This window comes from Nocardia arthritidis NBRC 100137, assembly GCF_001612765.1.
GTDB lineage: Bacteria > Actinomycetota > Actinomycetes > Mycobacteriales > Mycobacteriaceae > Nocardia > Nocardia arthritidis.
Map to the genome: position 1 here is coordinate 15,907 of NZ_BDBB01000011.1, position 24,296 is coordinate 40,202.

At 70.0% G+C, this 24,296-nt stretch carries 22 protein-coding genes; 10 read left to right on the forward strand and 12 right to left on the reverse strand.

The features are described 5' to 3' along the window. Positions 1-259: 259 nt before the first annotated feature. The gene (locus NA8_RS10055) at positions 260-1,819 is read right to left on the reverse strand and encodes a flavin-containing monooxygenase (RefSeq protein WP_084466662.1); all 1,560 of its coding nucleotides are present in this window, start codon (positions 1,817-1,819) and stop codon (positions 260-262) included. Positions 1,820-1,877: 58 nt separating this feature from the next. After that, positions 1,878-3,110 (reverse strand): cytochrome P450 family protein, encoded by a 1,233-nt coding sequence (locus tag NA8_RS10060; protein WP_063050118.1) that lies wholly within the window; start codon positions 3,108-3,110, stop codon positions 1,878-1,880. Positions 3,111-3,278: 168 nt separating this feature from the next. Here NA8_RS10060 and NA8_RS10065 point away from each other — a divergent pair, with 168 nt between their 5' ends. After that, the gene (locus tag NA8_RS10065) at positions 3,279-4,508 is read left to right on the forward strand and encodes an MFS transporter (RefSeq protein ID WP_063050228.1); all 1,230 of its coding nucleotides are present in this window, start codon (positions 3,279-3,281) and stop codon (positions 4,506-4,508) included. A 441-nt stretch (positions 4,509-4,949) separates the two neighbouring features. Beyond that, positions 4,950-5,489, forward strand: a complete 540-nt coding sequence (locus tag NA8_RS10070) for a GNAT family N-acetyltransferase (protein WP_063050119.1) — start codon at positions 4,950-4,952, stop codon at positions 5,487-5,489. 7 nt (positions 5,490-5,496) lie between these two features. Here the strand turns inward: NA8_RS10070 and NA8_RS10075 are convergent, their stop codons facing one another. The 3 genes from NA8_RS10075 to zapE form a co-directional block, all read right to left on the reverse strand. Continuing rightward, complete coding sequence (locus NA8_RS10075; RefSeq protein ID WP_063050229.1) at positions 5,497-6,249, reverse strand: alpha/beta fold hydrolase; 753 nt, start codon at positions 6,247-6,249, stop codon at positions 5,497-5,499. A gap of 64 nt (positions 6,250-6,313) precedes the next feature. Beyond that, positions 6,314-7,096, reverse strand: coding sequence for a tyrosine-protein phosphatase (locus tag NA8_RS10080; protein WP_063050120.1), 783 nt, complete (start codon positions 7,094-7,096; stop codon positions 6,314-6,316). Between the two features lie 70 nt (positions 7,097-7,166). Beyond that, complete coding sequence (gene zapE, locus NA8_RS10085; RefSeq protein WP_063050121.1) at positions 7,167-8,183, reverse strand: cell division protein ZapE; 1,017 nt, start codon at positions 8,181-8,183, stop codon at positions 7,167-7,169. 35 nt (positions 8,184-8,218) lie between these two features. Here zapE and NA8_RS10090 point away from each other — a divergent pair, with 35 nt between their 5' ends. The 4 genes from NA8_RS10090 to msrB all read left to right on the forward strand — a co-directional run bounded on the left by NA8_RS10090 (position 8,219) and on the right by msrB (position 12,424). Next, on the forward strand, positions 8,219-8,980 hold the full coding sequence (locus NA8_RS10090; protein ID WP_063050122.1) for a pyrimidine reductase family protein: 762 nt from the start codon (positions 8,219-8,221) through the stop codon (positions 8,978-8,980). Positions 8,981-9,011: 31 nt separating this feature from the next. Next, positions 9,012-10,559, forward strand: coding sequence for an alpha/beta hydrolase (locus tag NA8_RS10095; protein WP_063050123.1), 1,548 nt, complete (start codon positions 9,012-9,014; stop codon positions 10,557-10,559). 81 nt (positions 10,560-10,640) lie between these two features. Continuing rightward, the gene (locus NA8_RS10100; RefSeq protein WP_218019434.1) at positions 10,641-11,984 is read left to right on the forward strand and encodes a glycosyltransferase family 87 protein; all 1,344 of its coding nucleotides are present in this window, start codon (positions 10,641-10,643) and stop codon (positions 11,982-11,984) included. Continuing rightward, a complete protein-coding gene (gene msrB / locus NA8_RS10105; RefSeq protein ID WP_063050125.1) occupies positions 11,981-12,424 on the forward strand; it encodes a peptide-methionine (R)-S-oxide reductase MsrB in 444 nt (147 codons plus the stop codon). The genes NA8_RS10100 and msrB overlap by 4 nt, the downstream gene beginning before the upstream one ends. A gap of 84 nt (positions 12,425-12,508) precedes the next feature. On the opposite strand, the gene hemQ is transcribed toward msrB, so the two are convergent. The 5 genes from hemQ to hemE all read right to left on the reverse strand — a co-directional run bounded on the left by hemQ (position 12,509) and on the right by hemE (position 17,700). After that, a complete protein-coding gene (gene hemQ / locus NA8_RS10110; protein WP_063050126.1) occupies positions 12,509-13,204 on the reverse strand; it encodes a hydrogen peroxide-dependent heme synthase in 696 nt (231 codons plus the stop codon). A gap of 4 nt (positions 13,205-13,208) precedes the next feature. Continuing rightward, positions 13,209-14,453: a globin domain-containing protein gene (locus NA8_RS10115; protein ID WP_063050127.1), complete on the reverse strand. Its 1,245-nt coding sequence runs from the start codon at positions 14,451-14,453 to the stop codon at positions 13,209-13,211. Beyond that, positions 14,450-14,923 carry an RrF2 family transcriptional regulator gene (locus NA8_RS10120; protein WP_063050230.1) on the reverse strand — a complete coding sequence of 158 codons (474 nt, stop codon included), beginning with the start codon at positions 14,921-14,923 and terminating at the stop codon, positions 14,450-14,452. Before NA8_RS10120 ends, NA8_RS10115 begins: the two co-directional genes overlap by 4 nt. Before the next feature lie 177 nt (positions 14,924-15,100). After that, on the reverse strand, positions 15,101-16,462 hold the full coding sequence (locus NA8_RS10125) for a protoporphyrinogen oxidase (protein WP_063050128.1): 1,362 nt from the start codon (positions 16,460-16,462) through the stop codon (positions 15,101-15,103). Positions 16,463-16,644: 182 nt separating this feature from the next. Next, positions 16,645-17,700 carry a uroporphyrinogen decarboxylase gene (gene hemE / locus NA8_RS10130; protein ID WP_063050129.1) on the reverse strand — a complete coding sequence of 352 codons (1,056 nt, stop codon included), beginning with the start codon at positions 17,698-17,700 and terminating at the stop codon, positions 16,645-16,647. A 132-nt stretch (positions 17,701-17,832) separates the two neighbouring features. Here hemE and NA8_RS10135 point away from each other — a divergent pair, with 132 nt between their 5' ends. Both NA8_RS10135 and NA8_RS10140 read left to right on the forward strand, forming a co-directional pair. Further along, positions 17,833-18,471 (forward strand): DUF3000 domain-containing protein, encoded by a 639-nt coding sequence (locus NA8_RS10135; protein ID WP_084466663.1) that lies wholly within the window; start codon positions 17,833-17,835, stop codon positions 18,469-18,471. Positions 18,472-18,610: 139 nt separating this feature from the next. After that, a complete protein-coding gene (locus NA8_RS10140) occupies positions 18,611-19,849 on the forward strand; it encodes an HRDC domain-containing protein (protein WP_063050130.1) in 1,239 nt (412 codons plus the stop codon). A gap of 19 nt (positions 19,850-19,868) precedes the next feature. Here NA8_RS10140 and dxs read toward each other — a convergent pair whose 3' ends face one another. Next, complete coding sequence (dxs, locus tag NA8_RS10145) at positions 19,869-21,767, reverse strand: 1-deoxy-D-xylulose-5-phosphate synthase (RefSeq protein WP_063050131.1); 1,899 nt, start codon at positions 21,765-21,767, stop codon at positions 19,869-19,871. Between the two features lie 326 nt (positions 21,768-22,093). Between dxs and NA8_RS10150 the strand changes: the two genes are divergently transcribed. After that, a complete protein-coding gene (locus NA8_RS10150; protein WP_063050132.1) occupies positions 22,094-22,768 on the forward strand; it encodes an SIMPL domain-containing protein in 675 nt (224 codons plus the stop codon). Between the two features lie 301 nt (positions 22,769-23,069). Here the strand turns inward: NA8_RS10150 and NA8_RS10155 are convergent, their stop codons facing one another. Continuing rightward, entirely contained in the window at positions 23,070-23,369 is a 300-nt protein-coding gene (locus NA8_RS10155) for a DUF1330 domain-containing protein (protein WP_063050133.1), read from the reverse strand. A gap of 121 nt (positions 23,370-23,490) precedes the next feature. Between NA8_RS10155 and NA8_RS10160 the strand changes: the two genes are divergently transcribed. Next, positions 23,491-24,294 carry an enoyl-CoA hydratase gene (locus NA8_RS10160; RefSeq protein ID WP_063050134.1) on the forward strand — a complete coding sequence of 268 codons (804 nt, stop codon included), beginning with the start codon at positions 23,491-23,493 and terminating at the stop codon, positions 24,292-24,294. Positions 24,295-24,296: the final 2 nt, after the last annotated feature.

A 24,296-nucleotide genomic window follows, 5' to 3' on the forward strand; every position in this document is an offset into this window, starting at 1 on the left:
TCACCGGCCCCGCACACCAGCCGGATGCCTCGGCACGATCTCGCCGATCGCCACCCGAGTTCGGCAGTCGATGCAATTGTGCGCACACACCATTTCGCTGACCGATGACCGTCCAGAAGTCGCAGGGCGCAGAGCGCCGAACTGCCCGCGACCTACCACCTCGCACGATAGAACCGGAACCGGCGCACCGGATCGACCGATTCTCACTCCGCGCCCCACCAGAGGTCGGATCGCCGCCTGCCAGGGCAGGCACGGAGGTCTAGTGGCTGACCCGGCCGCCGCCGCCCTCGTAGGGAAGCAGTTCCGCCTCGATCGGGGCGGGCGGCGGTGCCACCGGTCCTCGCCCCGGCTTGCGGCGAGTGGCCAGCCCCCGGTAGGACTCCGGCTTGATCCGGCGGAACACCTGCGCCAGACGCGTGTGCAGGGGCAGGCGGAACTTCAGGTCGCCGAGCATCTCGTCGATGTTCTGGATGGAGAACGGGATGACAGCCGTGCCGTGTGCGTGGTGGCCGGGCGTGCGTTCCTCCATCCAGCGCAGGCGGGCGTCGATCTGCTCGTCGAGTTTCTCGGCGGGCGGCAGATCGAGCCTGCCGGTGAGCAGTGCGGCGGTCCAGTGCGCGGCTACCTCGGCGTTCAGCGTGCTGATGACCGACGAGTTGTATCCGGCGAAGGTCAGGTTCGGAACCTCGAGCGGCAGGATCTGGCGGTGCAGGCGGAAGTTGCCGTGCTCATCGGTGAGCCTGCGCTGGATGTACGGCGTGAGGAAGGGTACGCGCTGCTGGAATCCGGTCGCGCAGATCACGACGTCGGCCTGCAGCACCTGCCCGGTGGACAGCCGGACCCCAGGCGCCGCCTTCGGACCGCCGCCCATCTCGGTGATCGTCGTGTCCCGGTGCACCGTGATGCGTCCGTTGGCCACCTGTTCGTAGAAGCCCTCGCTCACCAGGCTGACGGCGCTGTCGGCGATCTCCTCGAACCGCCCGCCGGGCACCAGACCGAGTTCACGCAGGTGGGAGTGCTTGGTGACCAGTTCCTGGATCAGGTCGAAGTTGCTGATCCGCACCGATTCCCCCGGTCCGTCCAGAAACCGGTCCATCCAGCGCGGCCGCAGGTAGTGGAAGTGCGCCTCGCCGAAGCGGGTCAACATCAGCCGTTCGTAGTCGATCACCCTGGCCAGCTTGCGCGGCATCTTCCACAGCAGCCGCCGGGCCACCACCGAGGTGGACGCCGCGACCTCGCTCACCGCGGTGGCGATGTCGCAGGCGGACTTGCCGTAACCCACCACGACGACCGACTTGCCGCGCACCGACTCCAGATCGGTGAACTCCGAGGAGTGGCACAGGCGCCCGCCCGCCGCGCGGAACCAGTCCGCGCCGCGATACTCCGGCATCGCCGGGTCACTGAAGATGCCGTTGGCGATCACCAGGTGGTCGCACGAGGCCCGATGGATTCCACTCTCGTCGCGAATCTCCAGCAACCAGCCGCTGTCCACCGGATCCGCGGCAACCACCTCGGTGCGCAAACGCAGGTGCTCGGTCAGCCCGAAGCGCTCGGCGTAGGCGGCCAGATAGGCCTGCATGTGCGGCCCGTCGAGGACCCGCGGGTAGTCGGCGGGCATGGGGAAGTCGGAGAAGTGATACGTGTCCTTGGAGTTCTGCGTTTGCAGTCCCGGGTATCGCCGGGTCGCGCTCCACACGCCACCGATATCGGGTGCGCGGTCGAAAATCTCGACCGGAAAACCCTCCTGTTTCAGCACTTTCGCGCAGGCGAGACCTGCGATACCCGCACCGACGATCCCGATGCGGCTTCCGCTTGTCATGCGCAGGAGACTACGTCGCCTGCGGCGCGCAGCAAAGTCGGTCGACCGAATCCGCTCTTCAACGTACTGCGGGCGCACTCACCGCAACGACGGGAAGCTCGAGCAGCCCGCGGATCAGGATGCTCTCCCGCCACCGCAGGTCCACGTCGTCGAAGGCGGGCCGCAGCAGCGGATAGCGCCGCACCAGACTGGTCAGCGCGACGCGGGCCTCGAGCCGGGCCAGACCCGCCCCGAGGCAGTAGTGGATGCCGTGGCCGAAGGCCAGGTGACCGTTCGCGCCGCGGTCCGGGTCGAATGCCGCGGGCGCGGTGAAGTGCTGTTCGTCGTGATTGGCCGCTGCCACCGAGACCAGCACCAGCTCCCCCGCCGGGATGACGCCGCCGCCCAGCCGCACCGGCGCGGTGGTGTACCGCAGGGTCGCCACATTGACCGGTCCGTTGTAGCGCAGCATCTCCTCCACCAGCGGTGCGACGCCCGCGGGGTCCTCGCGCAGGGCCTGATAGCGGGACGGATCGGCCAGAAGTTCCAGCACGCTGTTGCCGATCAGGTTGACCGTGGTCTCGTGACCGGCGACCAGGATCAGGAAGGCCATGGAGATCAGCTCGTCGTGGCTGAGCCGGTCCCCCTCCTCGGTGGCCGGCAGCAGCTGCGAGATCAGGTCCTCGCCCGGCCCCTCCGCGCGCCGCCGGGCGATCAGCCCATCGAAGTAGTCGACGATGGCGTCGGTCGCGGTGCGCATACGCTCCGGGGTGGACATGGGACTGTCGACCACGGCCGCCGACCACTCCCGGAACCGCGCGCGGTCCTCGACCGGCACGCCGAGCAGTTCGCAGATCACCGTGATGGGCAGCGGGAAGGCGTACTCCGCGAGCAGGTCGACGGGCCCGGCGCCCACGGTGCGATCCATCGCGTCGAGCAAATCCTCCGCGATCGCCACGACCCGTGCTGCGAGGGCCTCTGTTCGCGCGGGTGCGAACGCCGGGGTGACGAGTTTGCGCAGCCGCGAGTGCCTCGGCGGGTCGGCGTTGAGCAGATGGTGGCTCAGGCGCTGGTTGACAGCGGTCACGCCGCTGTCGCCCGCGGCTGATGTCCGGGCGTGGGCGCCTACCGACGTGCGCGGGTCCTTGCGGACGTCGGGATGGCGCAGCACCTGCTTGGCGGCGTCGTAGTCGACCACCAACCAGGCCCGAACGCCGGTACGCAAGCGGATCCGGTGCACCGGCCCCTCGGCGCGCAACTGCTGGTAGAAGGCGTGCGGCGTGTGGAAGAAGTCCGCGGGCAGCTCTCTCATCCGGTCGGTTCCCCCTCGGTTCGCGAGTGTTGTTGCGGCCCTTCGATAGTGACACCGATCACCGGTGTCGGCCAGGCCACGCGCCCGGACGTGCCGTCCGATCACCCTGGCCGATCGCCCCGGCCGGGTCGCCGCGCGCCGCCGCCACTGCCCGGCTACCCTGCGCCCATGAGTTCGATCGCGCCCGTCCTGCGGCGCGCCCGGATCGCGAACTCGTTCGCGTTCGGTTCGCAGGGCTTCTTCCTCGCCGTGGTGCTGACCGAATTGCCGCAGCAGAAGGAGCACTTCGGCCTTTCGGACGGAGTGATCGCCGTCTCGGTGGTGCTGATCTCGTTACTGGCGGGTGGCGGCAGCGTGCTGGCGGAGCGGCTGGCGCTGCGCTGGTCCAGCCGCGCGGCGGTACGGATCGGGCTGCTGCTCGTGACCGTCACCGGCTCGGCGGCGGCGTTCGCGCCGAACACGGCGCTGCTGGTGGCAGCGCTCGGCTGCTACGGGATCGCGGTGGGGATCGTCGACGCGGGCACCAACATGCAGGCGGTGTTCATCCAGCACGGGTACGGGACGTTCATCCTATCGTCGTTCTACGCCGCGTGGAGCGCCGGAACCATTGGCGGGGCGCTGTTCGTCTCGGGGTGCGAGGCGCTGGAGGTGACGCTGCGCCAATCGCTGCTCGTGGCCGCGGCGATCGTGCTGATGCTCGGCTGGGCCCTTGGGCCGGGGCTGCTCGGCGCCCGGGACGCGGAGACCGGTCCCATCGAGACCGCCGCACCCGGTCCGCCCGTCGCGCTGCGCGCGTATCTCGCGCTCGGGATCGCGGCGGCGTTCGTCTTCGCCGTCGATCTGGCGGTGGGCAACTGGTCGGCCCTGTATCTCACCGACGACCTGCTCGCCGGATCGGCGACCGCGGCACTCGCCTTCGCGGCGTATCAGGGGACGTCGCTGGTCGCCAGGGCCGCAGGCGATGCGCTGGTGCGCCGTTTCGGCCCGCGCAAGGTGGTGCGGACCGCGGCGGGCATGGGGGTTTTCGGTCTGGCGCTCGTGGTGGGCGCGCCGAGTCCGGCCGTCGCGATCGCGGGCTTCCTCATCGCGGGCGCCGGGCTGCCCGTGATCGCGCCCTTGTGCTTCAGCGCGGCCGGGCAATTGACGACGGGACGGGAACTCGACGCGTTGATCGCGCGTCTCAACCTGTTCAACTATGCGGGGACCCTGTTGGGCGGCGGCGCGGTCGGCGCGGTCGCGGCGAGCGCCGGGCACCGCGCGGGCTTCGTGATGCCGCTACTGTTCGCCGTCGCCTTGATCGCCCTGTCTCGCGTCTTCCACTCCCAGCGCGTCTCGAGCGCGCCTACCGCTCCCCGGCCTGCGACGCTGGACCAGCCCACCGAGTTCGGCGCCGAGTAAGCCGTGCCGGGCATCGCCGGTGCCGACCGGGTGGCCACAGGTGGGTTCCCCGTGGCGCTCAGCGGTGCACGGACCTTCCAGCGGATGAGCCAGGAAGAAATCCCACACGATCTCGTCGGCGCTGATCGACGTGGTGATGGCGCCGACCAACGGCACAGGCGGCCCCACGGACGGGTTGCCCGGCCATGTGTGCCCGCCGTCGATGATCGAGTGGAACTCGACGGCGCCTCCGGCCGGGCACGGATAGCTCGACAGTGCGACGTCGGAAGCGATCTGCCGCTGGAGGGAGCCGGGTCCGCAGCCGTTCCGGCGCGCCCATGCCGCCGCTTGCGCCGGAATGCTCTCCGGGCCCGGCCCGGTGATCACCGGGCGGCCCGTTCCGGCGTCCGGCCGCACGACCGAACCCCAGCCGTCCGGGGCGTCTTGTGCTCTGATGGAGGTATGAGCAACCTCCCAGTCATCGTCGACCGGGCCGGGCTGTGGGACGCGGAAGCACTCAGCGACGTTGCGGCGGCGACCTTTCCGCTCGCATGTCCGTCCGAGGCGACGCCCGACGACATCGACGTCTTCGTCGGTGAAGCGCTGTCGGGCGAACGCTTCGGCGAATACCTCAACGACCCGGCCAGGATCGTGCTCAAAGCCGTCGCGGACGACGAGATCGTCGGGTACGCGATGCTGGTCACGGGCGGTCCGGCCGACCCAGCGGTGATGGAATCGGTCGGGCCGCAACCGATGGTGGAGGTCAGCAAGATGTACGTGCTGCCCGGCCATCACGGCACGGGGGTTTCCACCGCGCTGATGCAGGCCGCGCTGGACTGGGCGCGCGCCGAGGGGCATCCCGGTGTCTGGCTGGGCGTCAACCAGGAGAACGCGCGCGCCCGGCGCTTCTACGCGAAGCACGGCTTCACCGAGGTGGGCACCAGGACATTCACCGTCGGCAGCCAGGTGCACCGCGACTACGTGCTGCGGCTGGTCTTCTAGTGCCGGCTCAGCGCACGAAATCGACGAGCGCGGTGTGGAACGCGGGGTTCACCACCGCCATCAGGTGATCGCCGGGCACCACGGCGAGCGCGCCGTTCGGCAGCGCCGCGGCGAGGCGCTCGGGTTCGGCGGCGAACGGGTCGTCGGCGCCCGCCAGCACCAGGGCGGGCACGGTGATGTCCGCCAGAGTCTCGATGGGACGGTCGTCGAGACCCGTCGCCACCGCGTGGATGGCGTCCACGTCGGCCCCGACCGCGTCGGCCAGCACCCGGAACATCTTCGCGGCCGGTGATGCGCCCGCGCCGTCCCCGGTCATCGCGGCCTGCAGGTCGGGCAGGTCGATCACGCGGCGGTCGACGCCGCCGCAGTCCAGCACACCCGAACCGATGCCGCCGACGGCCAGCCGCCGCACCCGCTGGTCGGTCGCGGCCACCATCAGCGAGATCACTCCGCCCATCGAGTATCCGACCTGCACGACTTCCTCGAAGCCCAGCTCGTCGTAGAGCGCGCGCACGTCACGCGCCATGGCCTGCCACGAGTACCGCGCCGCGTCGTGCGGCTTGCCGGAACGACCGTGGCCGCGCGCGTCCAGGGAGACCACGGTGTGCCCGGCGGTTTGCAGGGCCGCGACCACGCCGGTGCTCATCCAGTTCGCGTTGGTGTCGGCGACCACCCCGTGCTGCAGCACGACCGGGACGCCCTCGCCCTCCCAGACCCGATAATTGAGTTCCAGGCCGTCCCATGTCTCAAACTTCGCCATGCCGGGATCGTAGTGCACGCCGCGGCCCGGTACCGCCGAAGTGGGCGTTCGGCCGAGACGCCGCTCAGCCCAGCAGACGGGCCCGCAAGGCGGCGATATCGCCGTCGGTGAGCCTCAGCCCGTCCCGGACGTAGGCGTCGAAACTGCCATAGGTCTGGTTCGCCTGGTCGAAGGCGGCGTCGAGCCAGGACGCCTGGACACCGTTGAGCGGATCGTCCTGGCTCGCGTTGCGGAACCGGTTGGACAGCAGGTAGTCCTCGGTGACGGTGGCCCGATCCACACCGAGCAGGGTGAGCAGCACCGCCGCCGTCCAGCCGGTGCGATCCTTGCCCGCGGTGCAGTGGAACAGCACCGCCCCGTCGCCGCCGGTGATGTCGCGCAGCACCGACGCGAACGCCTCGTTCGCGCCCGGCGCGGTGATGAACGCGCGATACAGCCCATCGCCTCCGGTGAGCGTGGTGGCGATGACCTGCGGCGGAGCCTGGCCGATCACGTCGGCCCAATGCGCCGCCGCGCCGGCGGGCAGCCGGTCGGGCCCGAGCGCCCGCTCGTAGACCGTGCGCAGGTCGTGGACGGAGCGCACACGGCGATCGCTCAGCGCGGCCAGATCCTCCGGCGTCGCGTTGTTCAACTGCCCGGTGCGAAACACCAGACCGGTGCGCACGATCCGGCCGCCGGCCGTGCGGTACCCGCCGATGTCGCGGGCGTTCTGCACCCCCTGCAGGTGTAAGGCGGGATCGGCTACGACGGCCGCGGGCGGCTCGGCCTGCGCGAGGCCCGCTACCGGTCCGAAGGCGACTGCCAGACCGGCCGCCATCGCGACCGGGGCACGGAGACCAGGTGCCATTCGGCTGCTCCAATCATCGGTTCGCGGGCTCGCACCCGTCGTTGTCTCGCCGGAGTGTCGAGGTCGGTCGCTAGGCCGCGACTTCGAACCGCGACAGCGCGAGCAAGCGCGAGATGGCGCGCAGGTACTTCTTGCGGTAACCGCCCTCGAGCATCTCGGCGGAGAAGATCTCGTCGAGCTTCGCACCCGACACCGTCACCGGGATGCTCGCGTCGTAGAGCCGGTCGGCCAGCACCACGATGCGCAGCGCCACGGCCTGATCGGTGACCGGATGCACGTTGGAGACGAACACCGACGACACTCCGGAGATCAGCGCGCCGTACTTCGACGGATGCAGTGTGCCGAGGTGCTTCAGCAGCGCGTCGAACTCGTCGAGGGTGGCACCCGGTGTGCTCGCGGCCCGCTCGGCGAGCACCTCCGGCGCGGTGGGCGCCGGGGCGGGCGGCAGGTCGCGATGGCGGTAGTCCGGCCCGTCGACGCGCACCGCCTCGAAGATGGCGCCCAGCTTCTTGATCTCGCGCAGGAAATCTTGTGCGGCGAAACGTCCTTCGCCGAGCTGGCCCGGCAGGGTGTTCGACGTGGCCGCGATCGAGACACCGGCGGCGGACAGTTCGGTCAGGAGCCGGGAGACCAGCATGGTGTCGCCGGGATCGTCGAGTTCGAATTCGTCGATGCACAGCACACTGTTGTCCGACAGGCGCTCGAGGGCGTTGGCGAAGCCGAGCGCGCCGACCAGGTTGGTGAGCTCACCGAACGTGCCGAACGACTTGGGCGCGGGCGAGCTGTGGAAGATCGAGGCCAGCAGGTGGGTCTTGCCGACGCCGAAGCCACCGTCCAGATACAGGCCAGCGCCGCTGACCGGCTTCTTCTTGCCGAAGAAGCTCTTCTTGTTGGCGGCCTTGCTGATCTTGGCGACCTGCCCGGCGAAGTCCTCGGCCTTGCCGACCGCTTCCGTCTGGCTCGGTTCCTTCGGGTCGGGAATGTAGGAGGCGAAGCTCACCTCGTCGAACATGGGCGGAGGCACCATCTGGGCGACGAGCTGATCGGCCGGGACCTCCGGGTGACGATCGACGAGGCGTTCTTGCATGGACGAAGCCTAGAGACGTGGTGTGATCTGGTCTCATGCAGCGTAGCCAGAATGCGATCCAGCTCACAGGACTCAGCCCCGACGACCTCGCGCAGTTGTACGCCTTCCCCGCCGCGCTCGACGCGCCTTTGGTCAGGGCCAATTTCGTCTCCAGCATCGACGGCGCCGCGACCAGCGGGAACCTCACCGAAGGACTGGGCACGCCGGCCGACCGGACGGTGTTCATGTTGCTGCGGGAACTGGCGGAGGTGATCGTGGTGGGCGCGGGCACGGCGCGCGCGGAGAACTACGGCGGGGCGCGCACCGATCCGGCGCGCAGGCGCGCGTTCCACGAGCGCGGCATCGGGGGCCATCCCGACGGCGCCCCGCCGCCGATCGCGGTGGTCACGGCGAGCGCGGCGCTCGACCCAGGCGCGCGCCTGTTCACCGATACCCAGGTGCCGCCACTGATCATCACGACGGTCACCGCACCCGCCGACCGCAAACAGCGCTTGGCGGAGGCGGGTGCCGAGGTGATCGAAGCGGGTGACATCGCGGTGACGCCGGGCGGCCTGCTGCGGGTACTCACCGAGCGCGGCCTGCTGCGCGTGCTCACCGAGGGCGGCCCGCACCTGTTCGGCGAGTTGCTGGAGGCCGACGTGGTCGACGAACTCTGCCTGACCACCGCACCGCTGCTGGTCGGCGGCGCGGCGCGGCGAATCTCGCTGTCCGCGCACGAGTTCCGCGTCCGCATGACGCGCGCGCATGTGCTGCTGGACGACGACGGCACGATGCTCACCCGGTGGGCCCGTCGATGAAAGAACCGCCCGAACCTGGCAGGCTGTAGCAATGCGCTGGACTCGGGCCGCCGTGCTTGCCGCCACCCTCTCGATCGTGACCGCCGGTTGCGGCGCGGGACCGTCGGATCGTCCCGGTGTCGCGGTGCAGCGCCCACCCGTCGCCGGCACCGCGACGACCTCCTCCGCACCCGCGCCGCCGCCGAGCGCCGAGTTGCCCAAGACCGACCTCAGCTGGCGTGAATGCACGCAGCCGACCCTCGATCAGCTCGGGCTCGGCCCGGCGCCCGCAGGGCTGGTGCTCGACTGCGCCGAGTACTCCACCCCGATCGACTCGACCGGCGCGGTGCTGGGCAGCTTCCGCGCCGGCGCGTTGCGGGCCAGGCTGGCGCAGACCCCGGCCGACGCGCCGCCGCTGGTGCTCACCTCCGGTTCGGATCGCTCCTCCTCCGCCACCCTGGCCGGTCTGGCCGCGGGCCCGGCGTCCGCGCTGCTGGCCGCCCGCCCGATCGTCGCGGTGGACCGGCGTGGCATCGGCACCTCGCAGCCGATCGACTGCCTGCCGGCGGACATCCGCCGCGGCCTGGCCGAGAACGCCCAGTCCGCGGGCGACCCGGTGGCGCGGATGACGAAGCTGAGCCAGGACGGCACCATCGCCTGCCGCGACTTCCTTCAGCCCTACGAGGGCGCCTTCGACGCACCGCACGCCGCCGACGACATCGAACAATTGCGCAGGCAGTGGCAGGTGGAGCACATCGCACTGCTGGGCACGGGCAACGGCGCCAAAGTCGCGCTCAGCTACGCCCGCAAATACGGCGACCATCTCGCCCGGCTGGCGCTCGACTCCCCCGAGCCGGTCGGCACCGACTCCGTGACCCGCGCCGAACAAGCCGTGCAGGGCGCCGAGGCGGCGCTGACGGCGTTCGCGCAGCGCTGCGTCGGCGTCGGCTGCTCGCTCGGCGCCGACCCGCGCGCCGCGGTCACCGATCTGGTGAACCGGGCCGCGACCGGCGGCCTCGGCGATATCTCGGCGAACGCCGTGCTCACCGCCGTGTCGGGCTTCCTCGGCAGCCCGCGCGCCGACCAGGCAACTCGGGTCGCCGAGCTGTCCGACGCGCTCGCCGCGGCCGGACGCGGCGACCGGGGCCCGCTGGAGGCTCTGATCACCCGCGAAAGCGCGGCTATCGCGAGCGACGGCCAGTTCGTCAACCGATGCACCGACACGCAACTGCCGCCGACGCCGGACAAGGCCACCGAGCTCGCCGGCACCTGGGCGGGCAAGTACCCCGTCTTCGGCAAAGCCGCGGCCATCGGACTCATGGAGTGCGCGGCCTGGCCGGTGTCTGCCGCACCACCCATGCCGGAGAAGCTGGGTATCCCGGTGCTCGTGCTCGGCGGGGTCGCCGACCCGGTGGTCGGCAACGGTGGTCAGTCGTCGGTGACCGGAGCGCTCGGGGCGGCGGGCGCCCGTCACGCGGCGCTGTCCTGGCAGGGCTTCGGCCATCCGGTGGCCACGCACTCCGGCTGCGCGCAGCGGGCGGTCGTCGACTATCTGAAGGACGGCAAACTCCCCGCAGACGGTACCGCCTGCCCGGCCTAGCGCCGCTCGAGCGGCCGATCGGGCGGCGAGTCGGGCAGGTCCGGCCAACCGCCGGTAACCGATCCGGTGTACCGTGCCCCAGTGTTCCTTCGACCGCTCGAGCCCCGGACCGCTCGCACCACCGCCGAGGTGATCAAGTTCGCACTCTGGCCCCTGGCGGTCATGACCGTGCTGAACCGGGTTTTCATCAAGGCTGTCAACGGCTTCATCACCGACGACTACCGGCCGGTCTACCAGGCGTCGCTCGACTTCTTGAACGGGCGTCCGGTATACACCGCGAACTTCGACTCGGTGGACCCGCATTACCTGTACCCGCCCAGCGGCACCCTGCTGATCGCGCCGATCGCGGCCATCGACTACGAGAAGTCGCGCTGGCTGTTCATCGCCCTGAACGCGATCGCGATCCTCATCGCCTGGTACCTGCTGCTGCGGCTGTTCCGCTACACCCTGAACTCGGTCGCCGCGCCCGCGCTGCTGCTGGCGATGTTCACGTCCGAGACGGTGATCAACACACTCGTGTTCACCAACGTCAACGGCTGTGTGCTGCTGGCGGAGCTGATCTTCATCCACCTGCTGCTGAAACGGCGAGACCTCTGGGCGGGCGCCGCGCTCGGATTGAGTATCGCGGTCAAACCGACACTCGCTCCCTTGCTGTTGATCGCGCTCGTGCGCGGGCAGTGGAAGGTTTTCGTCACCGCGCTCGGCGTGCCGCTGGCGCTGACCGCGATCGCCTGGCCGCTGTCGAAGGATCCGGAGAAGTTCCTCACCCGCACCGCGCCCTACCTCTTCGAATCGCGCGACTATTTCAACAGCGCGATCGTCGGCAACGGCGAGTACTACGGGCTGCCGCCGTGGCTGACGTGGGGTATGCGCGTGGTGCTCGGCGTGCTCGTGCTGATCTCGCTGTGGCTGCTGTACCGCTACTGCCGCGAGGACGAGCTGTTCTTCGTCTGTACCGCCTCCGGCGTGCTGCTGACCGCCTCGTTCCTGCTCAGCTCGCTGGGACAGATGTACTACTCGATGATGCTGTTCCCGTTCCTGATGACGGTGGTGCTGCGCAACTCGGTGCTGCGCAATTGGCCGGCCTGGCTGGCGATCTTCGGGTTCATGAGCTACGACAAGTGGCTGTCGGACCGCTGGCAGCACATCGGCCGCAACCTGGAGTACCTGCGCATCACCTTCGGCTGGGGTCTGCTGCTCATCGTCGTGTTCTGCGTGCTCGGCGACCGCTATCTGGCCGCACGGCGGGAGGGCAGGCTGCCGTTCGGCATCGATCCCGCGTGGATGAGGTCCGCGCCGGACCCGCGCGGCGAGGCGCCGCAGCGTCCCTTCCCGGCGGGCGACTCGGCCCCGGCCGCGGAAACCCCCAGGCCACACAACGGTTCGGCGCCGGTGGAGCAGAATCGTATTAGCGTGGAGCCATGAGCTCCGAAGCCGAGACGTCCCTGCCCGCGCCGCGCATTCAGCTCACGCCGCAGGAATGGCGAGTGAAGCTGGACCCCGAGGAGTATGCGGTGCTGCGCGAGGCCGCCACCGAGCGGCCGTTCGTCGGCGAGTACACCGACACCAAGACCGAGGGCGTCTACGTGTGCCGGGCCTGCGGCACCCAGTTGTTCCGCAGCACGGAGAAGTTCGACTCGCACTGCGGCTGGCCGTCCTTCTTCGATCCGGCGGCATCCGACGCGGTGATTCTCCGGTCCGACGACTCGCTCGGCATGCACCGGGTCGAAGTGCTGTGCGCGAACTGCCACAGCCACCTCGGCCACGTGTTCGAGGGCGAGGGGTACAACACGCCCACCGATAAGCGCTACTGCATCAACTCCATCGCCCTGCGACTGCACCCCTCGGACAGCGCAGCGGAGTAACAGCCCGACGCTCATCGGCAGCGTACGGAACTCCAGCGCTCGGCGCATGCCCCGAAAATTTCGGGCAAGCGGTCCCGTGCGGCGTCAGGGCAGAGTGGCGAGCAGTTCCTCGACCTCGACGCGGGGGCCGGTGAAGAACGGGATCTCTTCGCGCACGTGCCGCCGCGCGTCGGTGGCCCGCAGATCGCGCATCAAATCGACGATGCGGTGCAGTTCGGGCGCCTCGAACGCCAGGATCCACTCGTAGTCGCCGAGCGCGAACGAGCTGACGGTGTTGGCCCGCACGTCCGGGTAGTCGCGCGCGGCCTTGCCGTGTTCGGCCAGCATCCGGCGGCGTTCCTCGTCGGGCAGCAGATACCACTCGTAGGACCGGACGAACGGGTACACGCAGATGTAGGCGCCCGGCTCCTCGCCGGCCAGGAACGCCGGGATGTGGCTCTTGTTGAACTCGGCGGGGCGGTGCAGCGCCGCGTTGCTCCAGACCGGCGCGCTCGCCCGGCCCAGCTCGGTGGTGCGGCGGAAGTCGGCGTAAACGGCCTGCAGGTCCTCGATCCGCTCGGCGTGCGTCCAGATCATGAAATCGGCGTCGGCGCGCATCCCGGCCACGTCGTAGATGCCGCGGACCACCACATCGCGGTCGGCGAGACCGTCGAAGAACGCCTTGGCCTCCTTGGTCGCGGCGTCGCGGTCCTCGCCCAGTACTCCGGGCTGCACCTGGAAGACCGAAAACATCAGGTAGCGGATGGTGGAGTTGAGAGCTTGATAGTCGAGTCGCGCCATAGCACTATCGTGCCACTCGCTCCGGAGCGCCCGCGTCGCCGGGCGTGAACTGCTCGATGTGCACCCGGGCCTCCGGGATCCCGGCGGCGCGCAGCTGACGCCCGATATCGCGCAGGAACATGGGCGGACCGCAGACGTAGACGTCGGCGTCGTCGGGCAGGCTCAGTGCCGAGAGATCGACCCTGCCGTGCCGCACGCCGGGAGCCGGTTGCTCGTACCAGATTTCGACATCGGCCTGTTCGAGCCTGGTAGCGAGTTGCCGGAGCCGATCGCGCAGCGGATGGGTCCCCGGTCCACGATCCGCGTGCACGATGAGGGTGCGGCGCCATGGGGCGTGAGCGGCGAGGTATTCCAGGATGCCGACCGTCGGGGTCACCCCGATTCCGCCGGAGATCAGCACCAGCGGCGTCGTCGCGGTGGTGTCGACGACGACATCGCCGAACGGGAGAGTGATCTGCAGTGGGTCGCCAGGGCGCAGATGCTTGTGCAGCCACGAGGAGACCTCGCCCGCCGGGCACCCGCCCGCCGCCTCGACCCGTTTGACGGCGAACGACAGCGCGCCGTCGCGCGGCCTCCCGACCAGGCTGTACTGACGTAGCTGGCGCGCGCCGTCGGGTAGGCGCACGCCGACCGAAATATACTGTCCCGGAACGAAGCCCGGCAGCTCGGTGGCCGGGTCGGCGGATTCGACCGTGAAGACCGCGACGCCGGAGGGGTCGTCGTCACGCGCCAGCACGCGCACATCCCGGAAGACGTCGCCGAAATCCACGCCCGCCTCGGCGTAGAGCCCCTTCTCCTGGTCGATCAGGGTGTCGGCCATCAGCCAGTAGACCCGATCCCAGGCCGCGGCGACCGTCTCGTCGACCACGTCGGCGCCGAGCACTTCCACGATGGCGGCGAACAGGTTGTCGTGCACGATCCGGTACTGCTCCGGAGTCACTCCGAGTGACGCGTGCTTGTGCGCGATCCGCGACAGCATGGTGGCCGGGTGCGGCAGCGCGGGGTCCACCAGATACGTGGCGAAGGTGGCGATAGAGGCGGCCAACGCCCGCTGCTGACTGCCCTGCGCCTGGTTGCCCCGATTGAACGTGTCACGCAGCAGCTGCGGGTGGGCATCGAACATGGTGCGGTAGAACACCGCCGTGATGCGGTCGATGTTCGCCGCCACGAGCGGGAGGGTCGCGCGGACGACGTCGGCGTACCGCGGTTCGAGTTCCGGTTCGGCACGGACAACGCTGTCGAGGTTCATGACACTTCCTTCATCTCAGGGGAAACATTCGCTGGGGAGCGGACGAGTAGATGCAGCAACCCGGCGGTCGACGAGGTGACCAATTCCTCTATCGAATAGCGGTCCAGTTCGGCATAGAAAGCTTTCTTCGCGTCGCCGAGAATTCGGCGCAACCGGCACGCGCCGAGTAATGGACACGGATTCGGTTGGCCGCACTCCACTACGTCGCGGTCGCCTTCCAATTCCCGGATCAGCTCACCGACCGACGCGGCGCGCCCGGCTGCGGTGATGAAGAGTCCGCCGGATCGTCCGCGGTACGCCTGCACCAGACCGAGCTCGACCAGCCGGGAAACCGCCTTGGCCACATGCTTTTCCGACGCGCCCACCTGCCGCGCGATGAGTTTGGTGGTGATTCGGGAATTCTTCTCGTCCTCGACCGCCAGCCGCATGATGGTGCGCAAACCGATATCGGTGAAGTGCGAGAGCTGCATGATGATCACGCTACCGGCGAATTCCCCCGATGCGGCATACCGGCGGAGTGTTCTTAATTACGCCGATTCGTGCGCATTTTCAGCGGGAATTGCAGAGCAGGCCCGGGAAAGCGGAGAATCGCATCGGCGGTATCGCGCTGCCCCGGCGTGCACGAGCGGGCGCGACCCCGGGTCCGCTCAGCGTGCGCTGTCCGCACCGATCGTCGCCGCGATCCGCTGCGCGGCGGCCGTGCCGGAGGCGACGCACGCGGGCACCCCGACGCCGTGCAGGTACGCGCCCGCGACCGCCAGCCCGTCGAGCGCCGCGACCTCGGCTTCGACGGCCGCGATGCGGGCCGGATGGCCGGGCGCGTACTGGGCGAGGCCCCCCGGCCAGCGCTGCACGACAGCCTCCATCGGCTCGATGGCCGCCCCGGTAACGGTAGCCAGGTCCTCGGTGGCGGCCGCGACGAGTTCCGCGTCGGGCCACGACAGCGGGGAGTCGTCCCCGAATTTGCCGAACGAGACGCGAACGAGGGCCGTTTCGCGCCGCGCGAGATGCGTCCATTTGCGGCTGGACAGGGTGAACGCCTTCGCACGCAGCGGCTCTCCGGTGGCCACCAGGATGCCGGAGTTCCGCGGCAGCGCGGTCTCGCGGGGCAGCGCCAGCGCGACCACCGCCGACGAGGAGAGTTCGACGCCCGCCAGTTCCGCCGCGGCGGCGGGGGCGACGGTCTTCAGCAGGCGCGCGGTCACCGGCGCGGGGGTAGCGAGCACCACCGCGTCGACGGCGCCGATCGGGTCGACCACCCAACCGCGCAGCCCCCTGGCCAGACGCGTTCCCGGGGTCGCGGTGACAAACCTCGCCTCGGAGCGTTCGGCGAGTGCCTCGAGCAGCACCCGGTACCCGTCGCGGATGGCACCGAAGACCGGTGCGTTCGAAGGCGGTGGCAGCGCGGCGCCGACGGCGGCGGTGAGGCTGGTCGCGCCGTTGTCCAGCGCGGCGGCGAGGGTGGGCAGCGCGGCACGGACACCGATGGATCGGGAGCTTCCCGCGTACACGCCCCCGAGCAGGGGGTCCACGCTGCGCTCGGCGACTTGTGCGCCGAAGCGATCGGCGACCAGATGGTAGACGTCGATATCGGAGCCCGGCTCCCAGGCCAGCGGCCGGTCGGGTTCGGCGGCAATCCGCCGCAGCGTCTCGGCGTCGACCAGATCGCGCATCGACTCGGCGTTCGACGGAACGCCCATCAACGTGCCCTCCGGAAGCGGATGGGTGGCTCCGGAGGACCACACCAGCGGCCGCAGGCCGGCAGGCGTCACCAACTGCGACTCGAGCCCGAGTTCCCGCAGCATCGCGGGTACCTCCGGCCGTCGGCCGACAAACGCTTCCGCGCCGAGATCCAATGGCTCTCCGGCCAGTTCACCGGTGTAGAGGATGCCACCTACCCGTTCGGCGCGATCGAGCACGACGAGGTCGGCATCCGGCCCGAGCAACGTCCGCAATCGATACGCGGCCACCAGTCCGCTGATCCCACCGCCGACCACCGCGATACGCATGCCTCGACCGTATCGCGTACCGCCACGGCGACAGTCCGACGGTCGGCGAACGATGACCCGGGACACATCGTGCCAACGGCGACAGCTGCCGTGCCGCCCGCAGCTTCCACCCGGACCGGATGGAACCGGCCACTGCGAACCGGCTGTTCCCGATGCCGGGGGGTTCCCCGCTTCGCCTTCCCCTATAGCTCGTGCACGAGCTCCACCAAGGCGGTCAGCACGCCGGGATCGGTTTCCGGCAGCACCCCGTGGCCCAGGTTGAAGATGTGCCCGGTGGCGCCGAGTGTGATCGCCTCGTCCGCTTCGCGCGCGATCCGCCGGGCCTGCGCCTCGACTGCGGCGGGGCCCGCGAACAGGACGGCGGGATCGAGGTTGCCTTGCAACGCCTTTCCGGGCCCGACGCGACGGACGGCCTCGGTCAGCGGCACCCGCCAATCGACACCGACCACGTCGGCGCCCGCCTCGCCCATGGCGCCGAGCAGCTCGCCCGTCCCTACCCCGAAGTGGATGCGCGGCACCCCCGCATCCGCGATCTCCGCGAACACACGCTCCGAATGCGGTAGCACGAAATTGCGGTAGTCGGCCAGCGAGAGCGCGCCCGCCCAGGAGTCGAACAACTGCACCGCGTCCACGCCGGCCCCCAGCTGAGCCTGCAGGAACGCGATGGTGATGTCGGTGAGCACGCCGAGCAGCACGTGCCAGGTCTGCGGGTCGGCGTACATCATCGCCTTGGTGCGCTCGTGGTTCTTGCTCGGGCCGCCCTCGACCAGGTAGGAGGCCAGGGTGAACGGCGCGCCCGCGAACCCGATCAGCGGCGTCTCCCCCAGCGCGTCGACCAGCAGGCGCACGCCGTCGGTGACCGCCCCGACCTCCTCGGGGCGCAACCGGGGCAGTGCGCGCACGTCGTCGACCGTCCGCACGGGCGCGGCGACCACCGGGCCCACGCCTGGCACGATGTCCAGATCGATCCCCGCCGCTTTGAGCGGAACGACGATGTCGGAGAACAAGATCGCCGCGTCGACCCGGTGCCTGCGGATCGGCTGGAGGGTGATCTCGCACACCAGCTCCGGATCGAAGCAGGACTCGAGCATCCCGACACCCGCGCGCACCTCGCGGTACTCGGGCAGCGAGCGTCCGGCTTGGCGCATGAACCACACCGGACGCCTGCTCGGCGTCGCGCCGGTAGCGGCGGCCAGGAACGGGGCATCGGTCAACCGGCGGCGGGTATGAGTGCTCATCACGGCTATCGTATGCGGGCCCGGCAGGAGGGGCGGACGCGGAGGCGGCAGCGATGACCGCGCAGACGCCGCCCGGCCCGTAGCGGCGCGCCTCCGACTGCACGGGGGGCGCAAGGTCTACCGTCAGCAGTCGTGACACCGCTCGACTTCCGCGACGGCGCCGCACCGACCGAAGGACCTCATGGCGAACCAGCTCGATTTCGCGCCGCGGTCGAGGCGATGGGCACCGCAACCGTGCACCCTCGGATCGAGCTCGCGCCCATCCGGCCGCCGCAACGGCTCGCACCGTACTCCTACGCCATCGGCGCCGAGGTCGCCCATCCGGAAACCCCTGTCGTGCCGATCGATTCCGAAGGCGACGCGTTCGGCAGATTGATCCTGCTGCACGATCCGGACGGCGACGACACCTGGCACGGCACCCTCCGTCTGGTCGCCTACATCCAGGCCGACATCGACGCCGCCCTCGCCACCGACCCCCTGCTACCAGAAGTGGCGTGGAGCTGGCTGGTGGACGCGCTGGAGTCACGGACCGAGCCGTTCACCGCGCTGGGCGGCACGGTGACCTCGACCAGCTCGGTGCGCTACGGCGACATCGCCGGACCACCGCGCGCCCATCAGCTGGAACTACGCGCCTCGTGGACGCCCGTCACCACCGATCTGCGGCCGCACCTGGAGGCGTTCTGCGAGGTGCTGGCCTACGCGGCGGGACTACCGCCTGCCGGGGTGACCCAGCTGCGGGTACCACCCGGCTTGTCCGGCGATCGTCCCTGAGCACGCCCGCCGGGGTGGCGTGACCTGCGCCGAAATCGCCGTCACCCGCTCCACCGGGCACATCGCGCCCGGTCCTTCGACACACTTATGCGCCGATAGGACGGCGGCGCCGTAGAGTCGGCACGTAGAGTTCAACACCATGTCCGTACCAGACCAATCCGAACCCTCGGCCGCGACGCCGCTGCTCGCGCCGGTGGAGGGCGTGCCACCGGTACTGGACACCGCCGCCGAGATCAGCGCAGCCGCCGCCCGCCTGGTGGCGGGCACCGGCCCGCTCGCCGTGGACGCCGAGCGCGCCTCCGGGTTCCGCTATTCGGCGCGCGCGTATCTGATCCAATTGCGCCGCGCAGGCGCGGGCACGTTCCTCATCGATCCCATCCCGGTCACCGACGCGCTCGGCCCGCTGGCCGACGCGATCAACGGCCTGGAGTGGGTACTGCACTCCGCGGATCAGGATCTCCCGGGGCTGGCCGAACTGGGCTTGCGCCCGGCCCGGCTCTTCGACACCGAGTTGGGCGGACGCCTGGCGGGTTTCGAGCGCGTCGGGCTCGCCGCGATGGTGGAACGGCTGCTGGGCCGTGCGCTGCGCAAGGGGCACGGGGCGGCCGACTGGTCCACCCGCCCGCTGCCCGCCGACTGGCTGAACTACGCCGCCCTGGATGTCGAACTGTTGCTGGAACTGCGCGACGCCGTGGCCGATGCTCTCGACGAGCAGGGCAAAATGGATTGGGCGGCACAGGAATTCGAGCACATTCGCACGTTGGACCCGCCCGCGCCGAAGGCCGAGCGCTGGCGGCGCACCTCGGGCATCCACACGCTGCGCCGCACCAGGCAGCTCGCGGTGGTGCGCGAGCTGTGGACCGCCCGGGACGCGCTGGCCCGCGCCCGCGACGTGGCGCCCGCCCGCATCCTGCCGGATGTCGCGATCATCGCCGCGGCGACCGCGGAGCCCAGATCCATCGCGCAGTTGCGCACCCTGCCGGTGTTCGGTGGGCCACGGCAGCGCCGGTACTCCCGTGAATGGCTCGCCGCGATCGAGCGCGGCCGCACCTTGCCGGACAGCGACCTGCCGCCGCTCGCCCAGCCCTTCGACGGCCCGCCGCCGGTCAACCGCTGGGAGCGCCGTGATCCGGCCGCGGCGGCCCGCCTGACGCGGGCGCGAGCCGCCATGGGCGATCTGTCGACCGAGCACTCGATCCCGGTGGAGAACTTGCTCGCGCCGGACCTGGTCCGCCGCCTGTGCTGGGACGGGCTGCCCGACTACGCCGCGGTCGAACCCTCCGCCGTCGACGGATTCCTGAAGTCCGGTGGCGCCCGGCCGTGGCAGCGCGAGCTGGCGGTTGCGCAGCTGGCCGCGGTGTTGCCGCCGTCGGACTAGGCACCGCTCGCCTCCGGCGTCAGCGAGCGGCGAGCCACCCGCTGATCCGCCGGGCGATCTCCGGGCCGGTGAGGCCGAGTTCGGCGTGCACTTCGCCGCGTGCGGCATGGTCGAGGAACTGCTGCGGAACACCGAGGTCGCGGGCCGGGATGTCCAGGCCCGAGTTGCGCAGGCGAGCCGACACCGTAGAGCCGATGCCGCCGTGCAGCCCACCGTCCTCCAGCGTGACCACCATCCGGTAGTTCTCCGCGAGCTTCAGCAGGGTGTCGGAGACCGGGAGCACCCAGCGCGGGTCGAGGACGGTGACCGAGATCCCTTCGGAATCGAGCAGATTGGCCGCTTCCAGGGCCGCACCGGCGAAGGAGCCCACCGCGACGAGCAGGACATCGCCGTGCACCGCCTGCACCGATCCGCCGTCCGGCTCGGCCATCCGCAGCACGTCGATGCCGTCGAGTCGTTCGATCGCCGAGATGTCCTCGGCCACACTGCCTTTCGGGAAACGCAGCGCGGTCGGCCCGTCGTTGACGGCCAGCGCCTCGGCCAGTTCCTCCCGCAATGTCGCGGCGTCGCGCGGAGCGGCGACCCGGATGCCGGGAATGATCCCGAGGACCGACAGATCCCACATGCCGTTGTGGCTGGCGCCGTCGGAGCCGGTGATGCCCGCGCGGTCCAGCACCACGGTGACCGGCTGCTTCAGCAGCGCCACATCCATCAGCAATTGGTCGAAGGCGCGGTTGAGGAACGTCGAGTAGATCGCCACCACCGGATGCATGCCGCCGAGCGCGAGTCCCGCAGCGGAGGCCATGGCGTGCTGTTCGGCGATGCCGACGTCGAACATCCGGTCGGGGAAACGCTCGCCGAAGGCGGCCAGCCCGGTCGGGCCCGGCATCGCCGCGGTGATGGCGACGATGTCGGCGCGGCGCTCGGCGTGCGCGATCAGCTCCTCGGAGAACACCGAGGTCCAACCGCGCGCCTTCGGACCGCCGACGGGGACGCCGGTCAGCGGATCAATGGGGTCGCAGGCGTGCATCTGGTCGGCGACGTGGTTCTCGGCGGGCGCGTAGCCGCGGCCCTTCTGCGTCACCGCGTGCACCACGACGGGGCCGCCGAAGTCCTTGGCCCGGCGCAGCGCGGCCTCCAGGGCGACGACGTCGTGGCCGTCCACCGGCCCGACGTACTTGAGGCCGAGATCGCTGAACAGTTCCTGCGGACTCACCGCGTCCTTGATGCCCGCCTTCACCGCGTGCACCATCGAGTACGCCGATTCCCCCACCCGGGGAATGCTCTTCAGGATGCGCTTGCCCGCGTCCAGCGCGTGCTCGTAGGCGGGCTGGGTGCGCAGCGCGGTCAGTCGTTCGGCCAGGCCGCCGATGGTGGGCGCGTAGGAGCGGCCGTTGTCGTTGACCACGATGACCACCGGGCGGTCCGGAGCGGCGGCGATGTTGTTGAGCGCCTCCCAGCACATGCCGCCGGTGAGCGCGCCGTCGCCGACGACCGCCACCACGTGCCGGTCCTGCCCGCTCAGCGCGAACGCCTTCGCCAGACCGTCGGCGTAGGACAACGCCGCGGAGGCGTGCGAGGACTCCACCCAGTCGTGGGCGCTCTCCGCTCTGCTGGGGTAGCCGGACAGGCCGCCCTGCTTGCGCAGCGAGTCGAACTGATCCTTGCGCCCGGTCAGGATCTTGTGCACGTAGGCCTGGTGCCCGGTGTCGAAGATCAACGGGTCGGCCGGTGAGTCGAAGATCCGGTGCAGCGCGATGGTGAGTTCGACCACACCGAGGTTGGGGCCGAGGTGCCCGCCGGTCGCGGCGACTTTGCGCACCAGGAACTCGCGGATCTCCTCCGCCAGCTCGCGCACTTGCGGCACGGTCAGCCGGCGCAGATCATCGGGCGTGTCGACCCGGGAAAGCACTCCCACCTGAACTAGCTCCCTCCGGATAGCGCATCTGATCCGATCAGTCTACGGAGCGGCGGCTGATGCTCCCGCACGAGAACGATCACACCAACCGACATGGCGTCGAAATGTGAGCCTTGACATACGGTACCCGGACCGAGTGACAAGGTGGACCGGCCCGAGCAAGTGGCCTCGCCCGGCAAACTAATCCGGGGTGGTCGCGCGGATCGGCGGCGGCGTCCACCCCGAGCGACTCGCCTCGGAGCCTCGCGCGGCGCGAGGACCGCCGCGACCCTCGAAGCAGGCACGATGGTGCGGTACGCATCGACAGCGAACGACGAGGAGACGTTGTGGGCAAGAAGACCGATTCGCGCACAGGCACCGTCACGACCTACGGGCACGGCACCGCCCGCGCCACCCCCGACTTGATGCGGGTGACGATCTCCGTCGAATCGCGGGCGAGCAAGGTCGCGCTCGCCTACAGCCGGGCCGGTGAGCGCGTCGCCGCGGTCGCGCGGTCGCTGCGCTCCGACGGCGTGGACGGCTCCGACATCGCCACCAGCGGACTGTCGGTGCAGACCGAGACCGTGTGGACCGAGGGGCAGGGCAACCGCGTCACCGGATACCTCGCGAGCACCTCGCTGACGATCGCGTTGCGCGAAGTCGGCGAAGACGCCGATCCGGCCCCTGGCACCGTCATCGCCAACTGCGTCGAGGCGGGCGGTGACGACGTCCGCCTCGGTGGACTCGTCCTCACCTTCGCCGACCAGGAGGCCCTGCTCACCCGCGCCCGCGACGCGGCATGGGAGAACGCCCTCGCCAAGGCCGAGCAGTACGCGCGGCGCGCGCAGCGCGTACTCGGCAAGGTCGTGGAGATCACCGAGAACACCGCCTCCGCGCCGCCGGTGCCGCGCGCGCAGTCCATGTCGGCTCCGATGGAGGCCTACCGCGCCGCCGCCATCCCGGTCGAGCTGGGCGAGAGCGAGATCTCCGCGGGCATCCGCATCACCTGGCAGTTGGACTGACGGCAGGTTCCGCCGGGTCCGCCGAGCATCAGCCCGCCAGGAACTCCACCCGATTGCTCACCGCGTCGTGCGTGTGGAACCGTCGCCGCCCCGGAATCTCCGCCGGATCGGCCACACGACCGGATATCCCGCCACCGGAACCGCTTCGGCGACTGCATCGATGTCCATGACGAACGCCGGGTGCGCCTTGCCGGCCGGGCGGAAGCCCGCGCTACCGGTCCTCCGTGCCTGCGGGGCAGCACAATTGGACGAGATGATTCAGACGAGATGATTCATCGGTCCATCGTGCCCGAGGTCCCGTTCACGAACCGTGCCCGAGACCGCGCACCAACAGGCTGACAGTATCCGCTCCGGCGTGCCGATCCTTCGAGATCTCTTGATATTCCGGTGATTCGGCCCAGGCGCGGAAGGACGGTTCGTCGGGGAAGGACATCAGGACCACCTTCTCGCGGTCGGTGACGCCCTCGATGGTCTGCGGAGACTCGTCGGCGGCCAGCAGCGTGCCGGAGTAGTGGAGGAAGACCTCGAGGAAGCGCGCCTGGTAGCGATCGTAGGCGGCGCGATCGGTGAACTTCAGTTGTGCAATTACGTACACGGTCATGGCGGTGACTCTAATTGGACGGTCCGGCGGCCCGGCTCGGGTCTCGCGGCGGCGCGATCGTTTCCTCGCCGCCCGGGGCCCGCCGTGCCTATATTGAGGTCGTCACCGATCGGGAGGTCGCATGTCGTTCGTGCTCATCGACACACCGCGGCCCCACATCGCCCTGGTGACGCTCAATCGGCCCGAACGGATGAACGCGATGGCGTTCGACGTGATGATTCCGCTGCGCGAGGCGCTGGAGCAGGTGCGCGCCGACAACGACGTGCGAGTCGTCGTGCTGACCGGTGCGGGACACGGTTTCTGCTCGGGAGCCGACCTGACCGGCGCGGGAAGGGTGCCGAACGTCGACGGGCTGACCATTACCAGCGTCGCGCGGCGTTCGATGGATCTGCTCAACGACGTGTTGATCACGCTGCGGCGGATGCACCAGCCGGTGATCGCCGCCGTCAACGGCCCGGCCATCGGCGGCGGGCTGTGCCTGGCCGTCGGCGCCGACATCCGGATCGCCGCCGAGGAAGCATATTTCCGCGCCGCGGGCATCAACAACGGCCTGACCTCGGCCGAACTGGGCCTCAGCTACCTACTGCCCCGAGCCGTCGGCGCGTCGCGCGCGTTCGAGATCATGCTCTCCGGCCGCGACGTCGACGCGACCGAAGCCGAGCGCATCGGTCTGGTCTCGCGCGCGGTGCCGGGCCCCGAACTGCTGGATACGTGCTACGACCTGGCCGAACGCATCATCGGCTACAGCCGGGTCGGCACCGAGCTCACCAAGCGCATGCTGTGGAGCGGTCTGGAGGCGGCCGGCTTCGAATCACACATGCAGCACGAAGGCACGGCTCAGCTCTACGTGCGCCTCACCACCGGCAATTTCGACGAGGCGATGCGCGCCCGCCGCGACCGCAGGCCACCGGTCTACGAGGACTGACC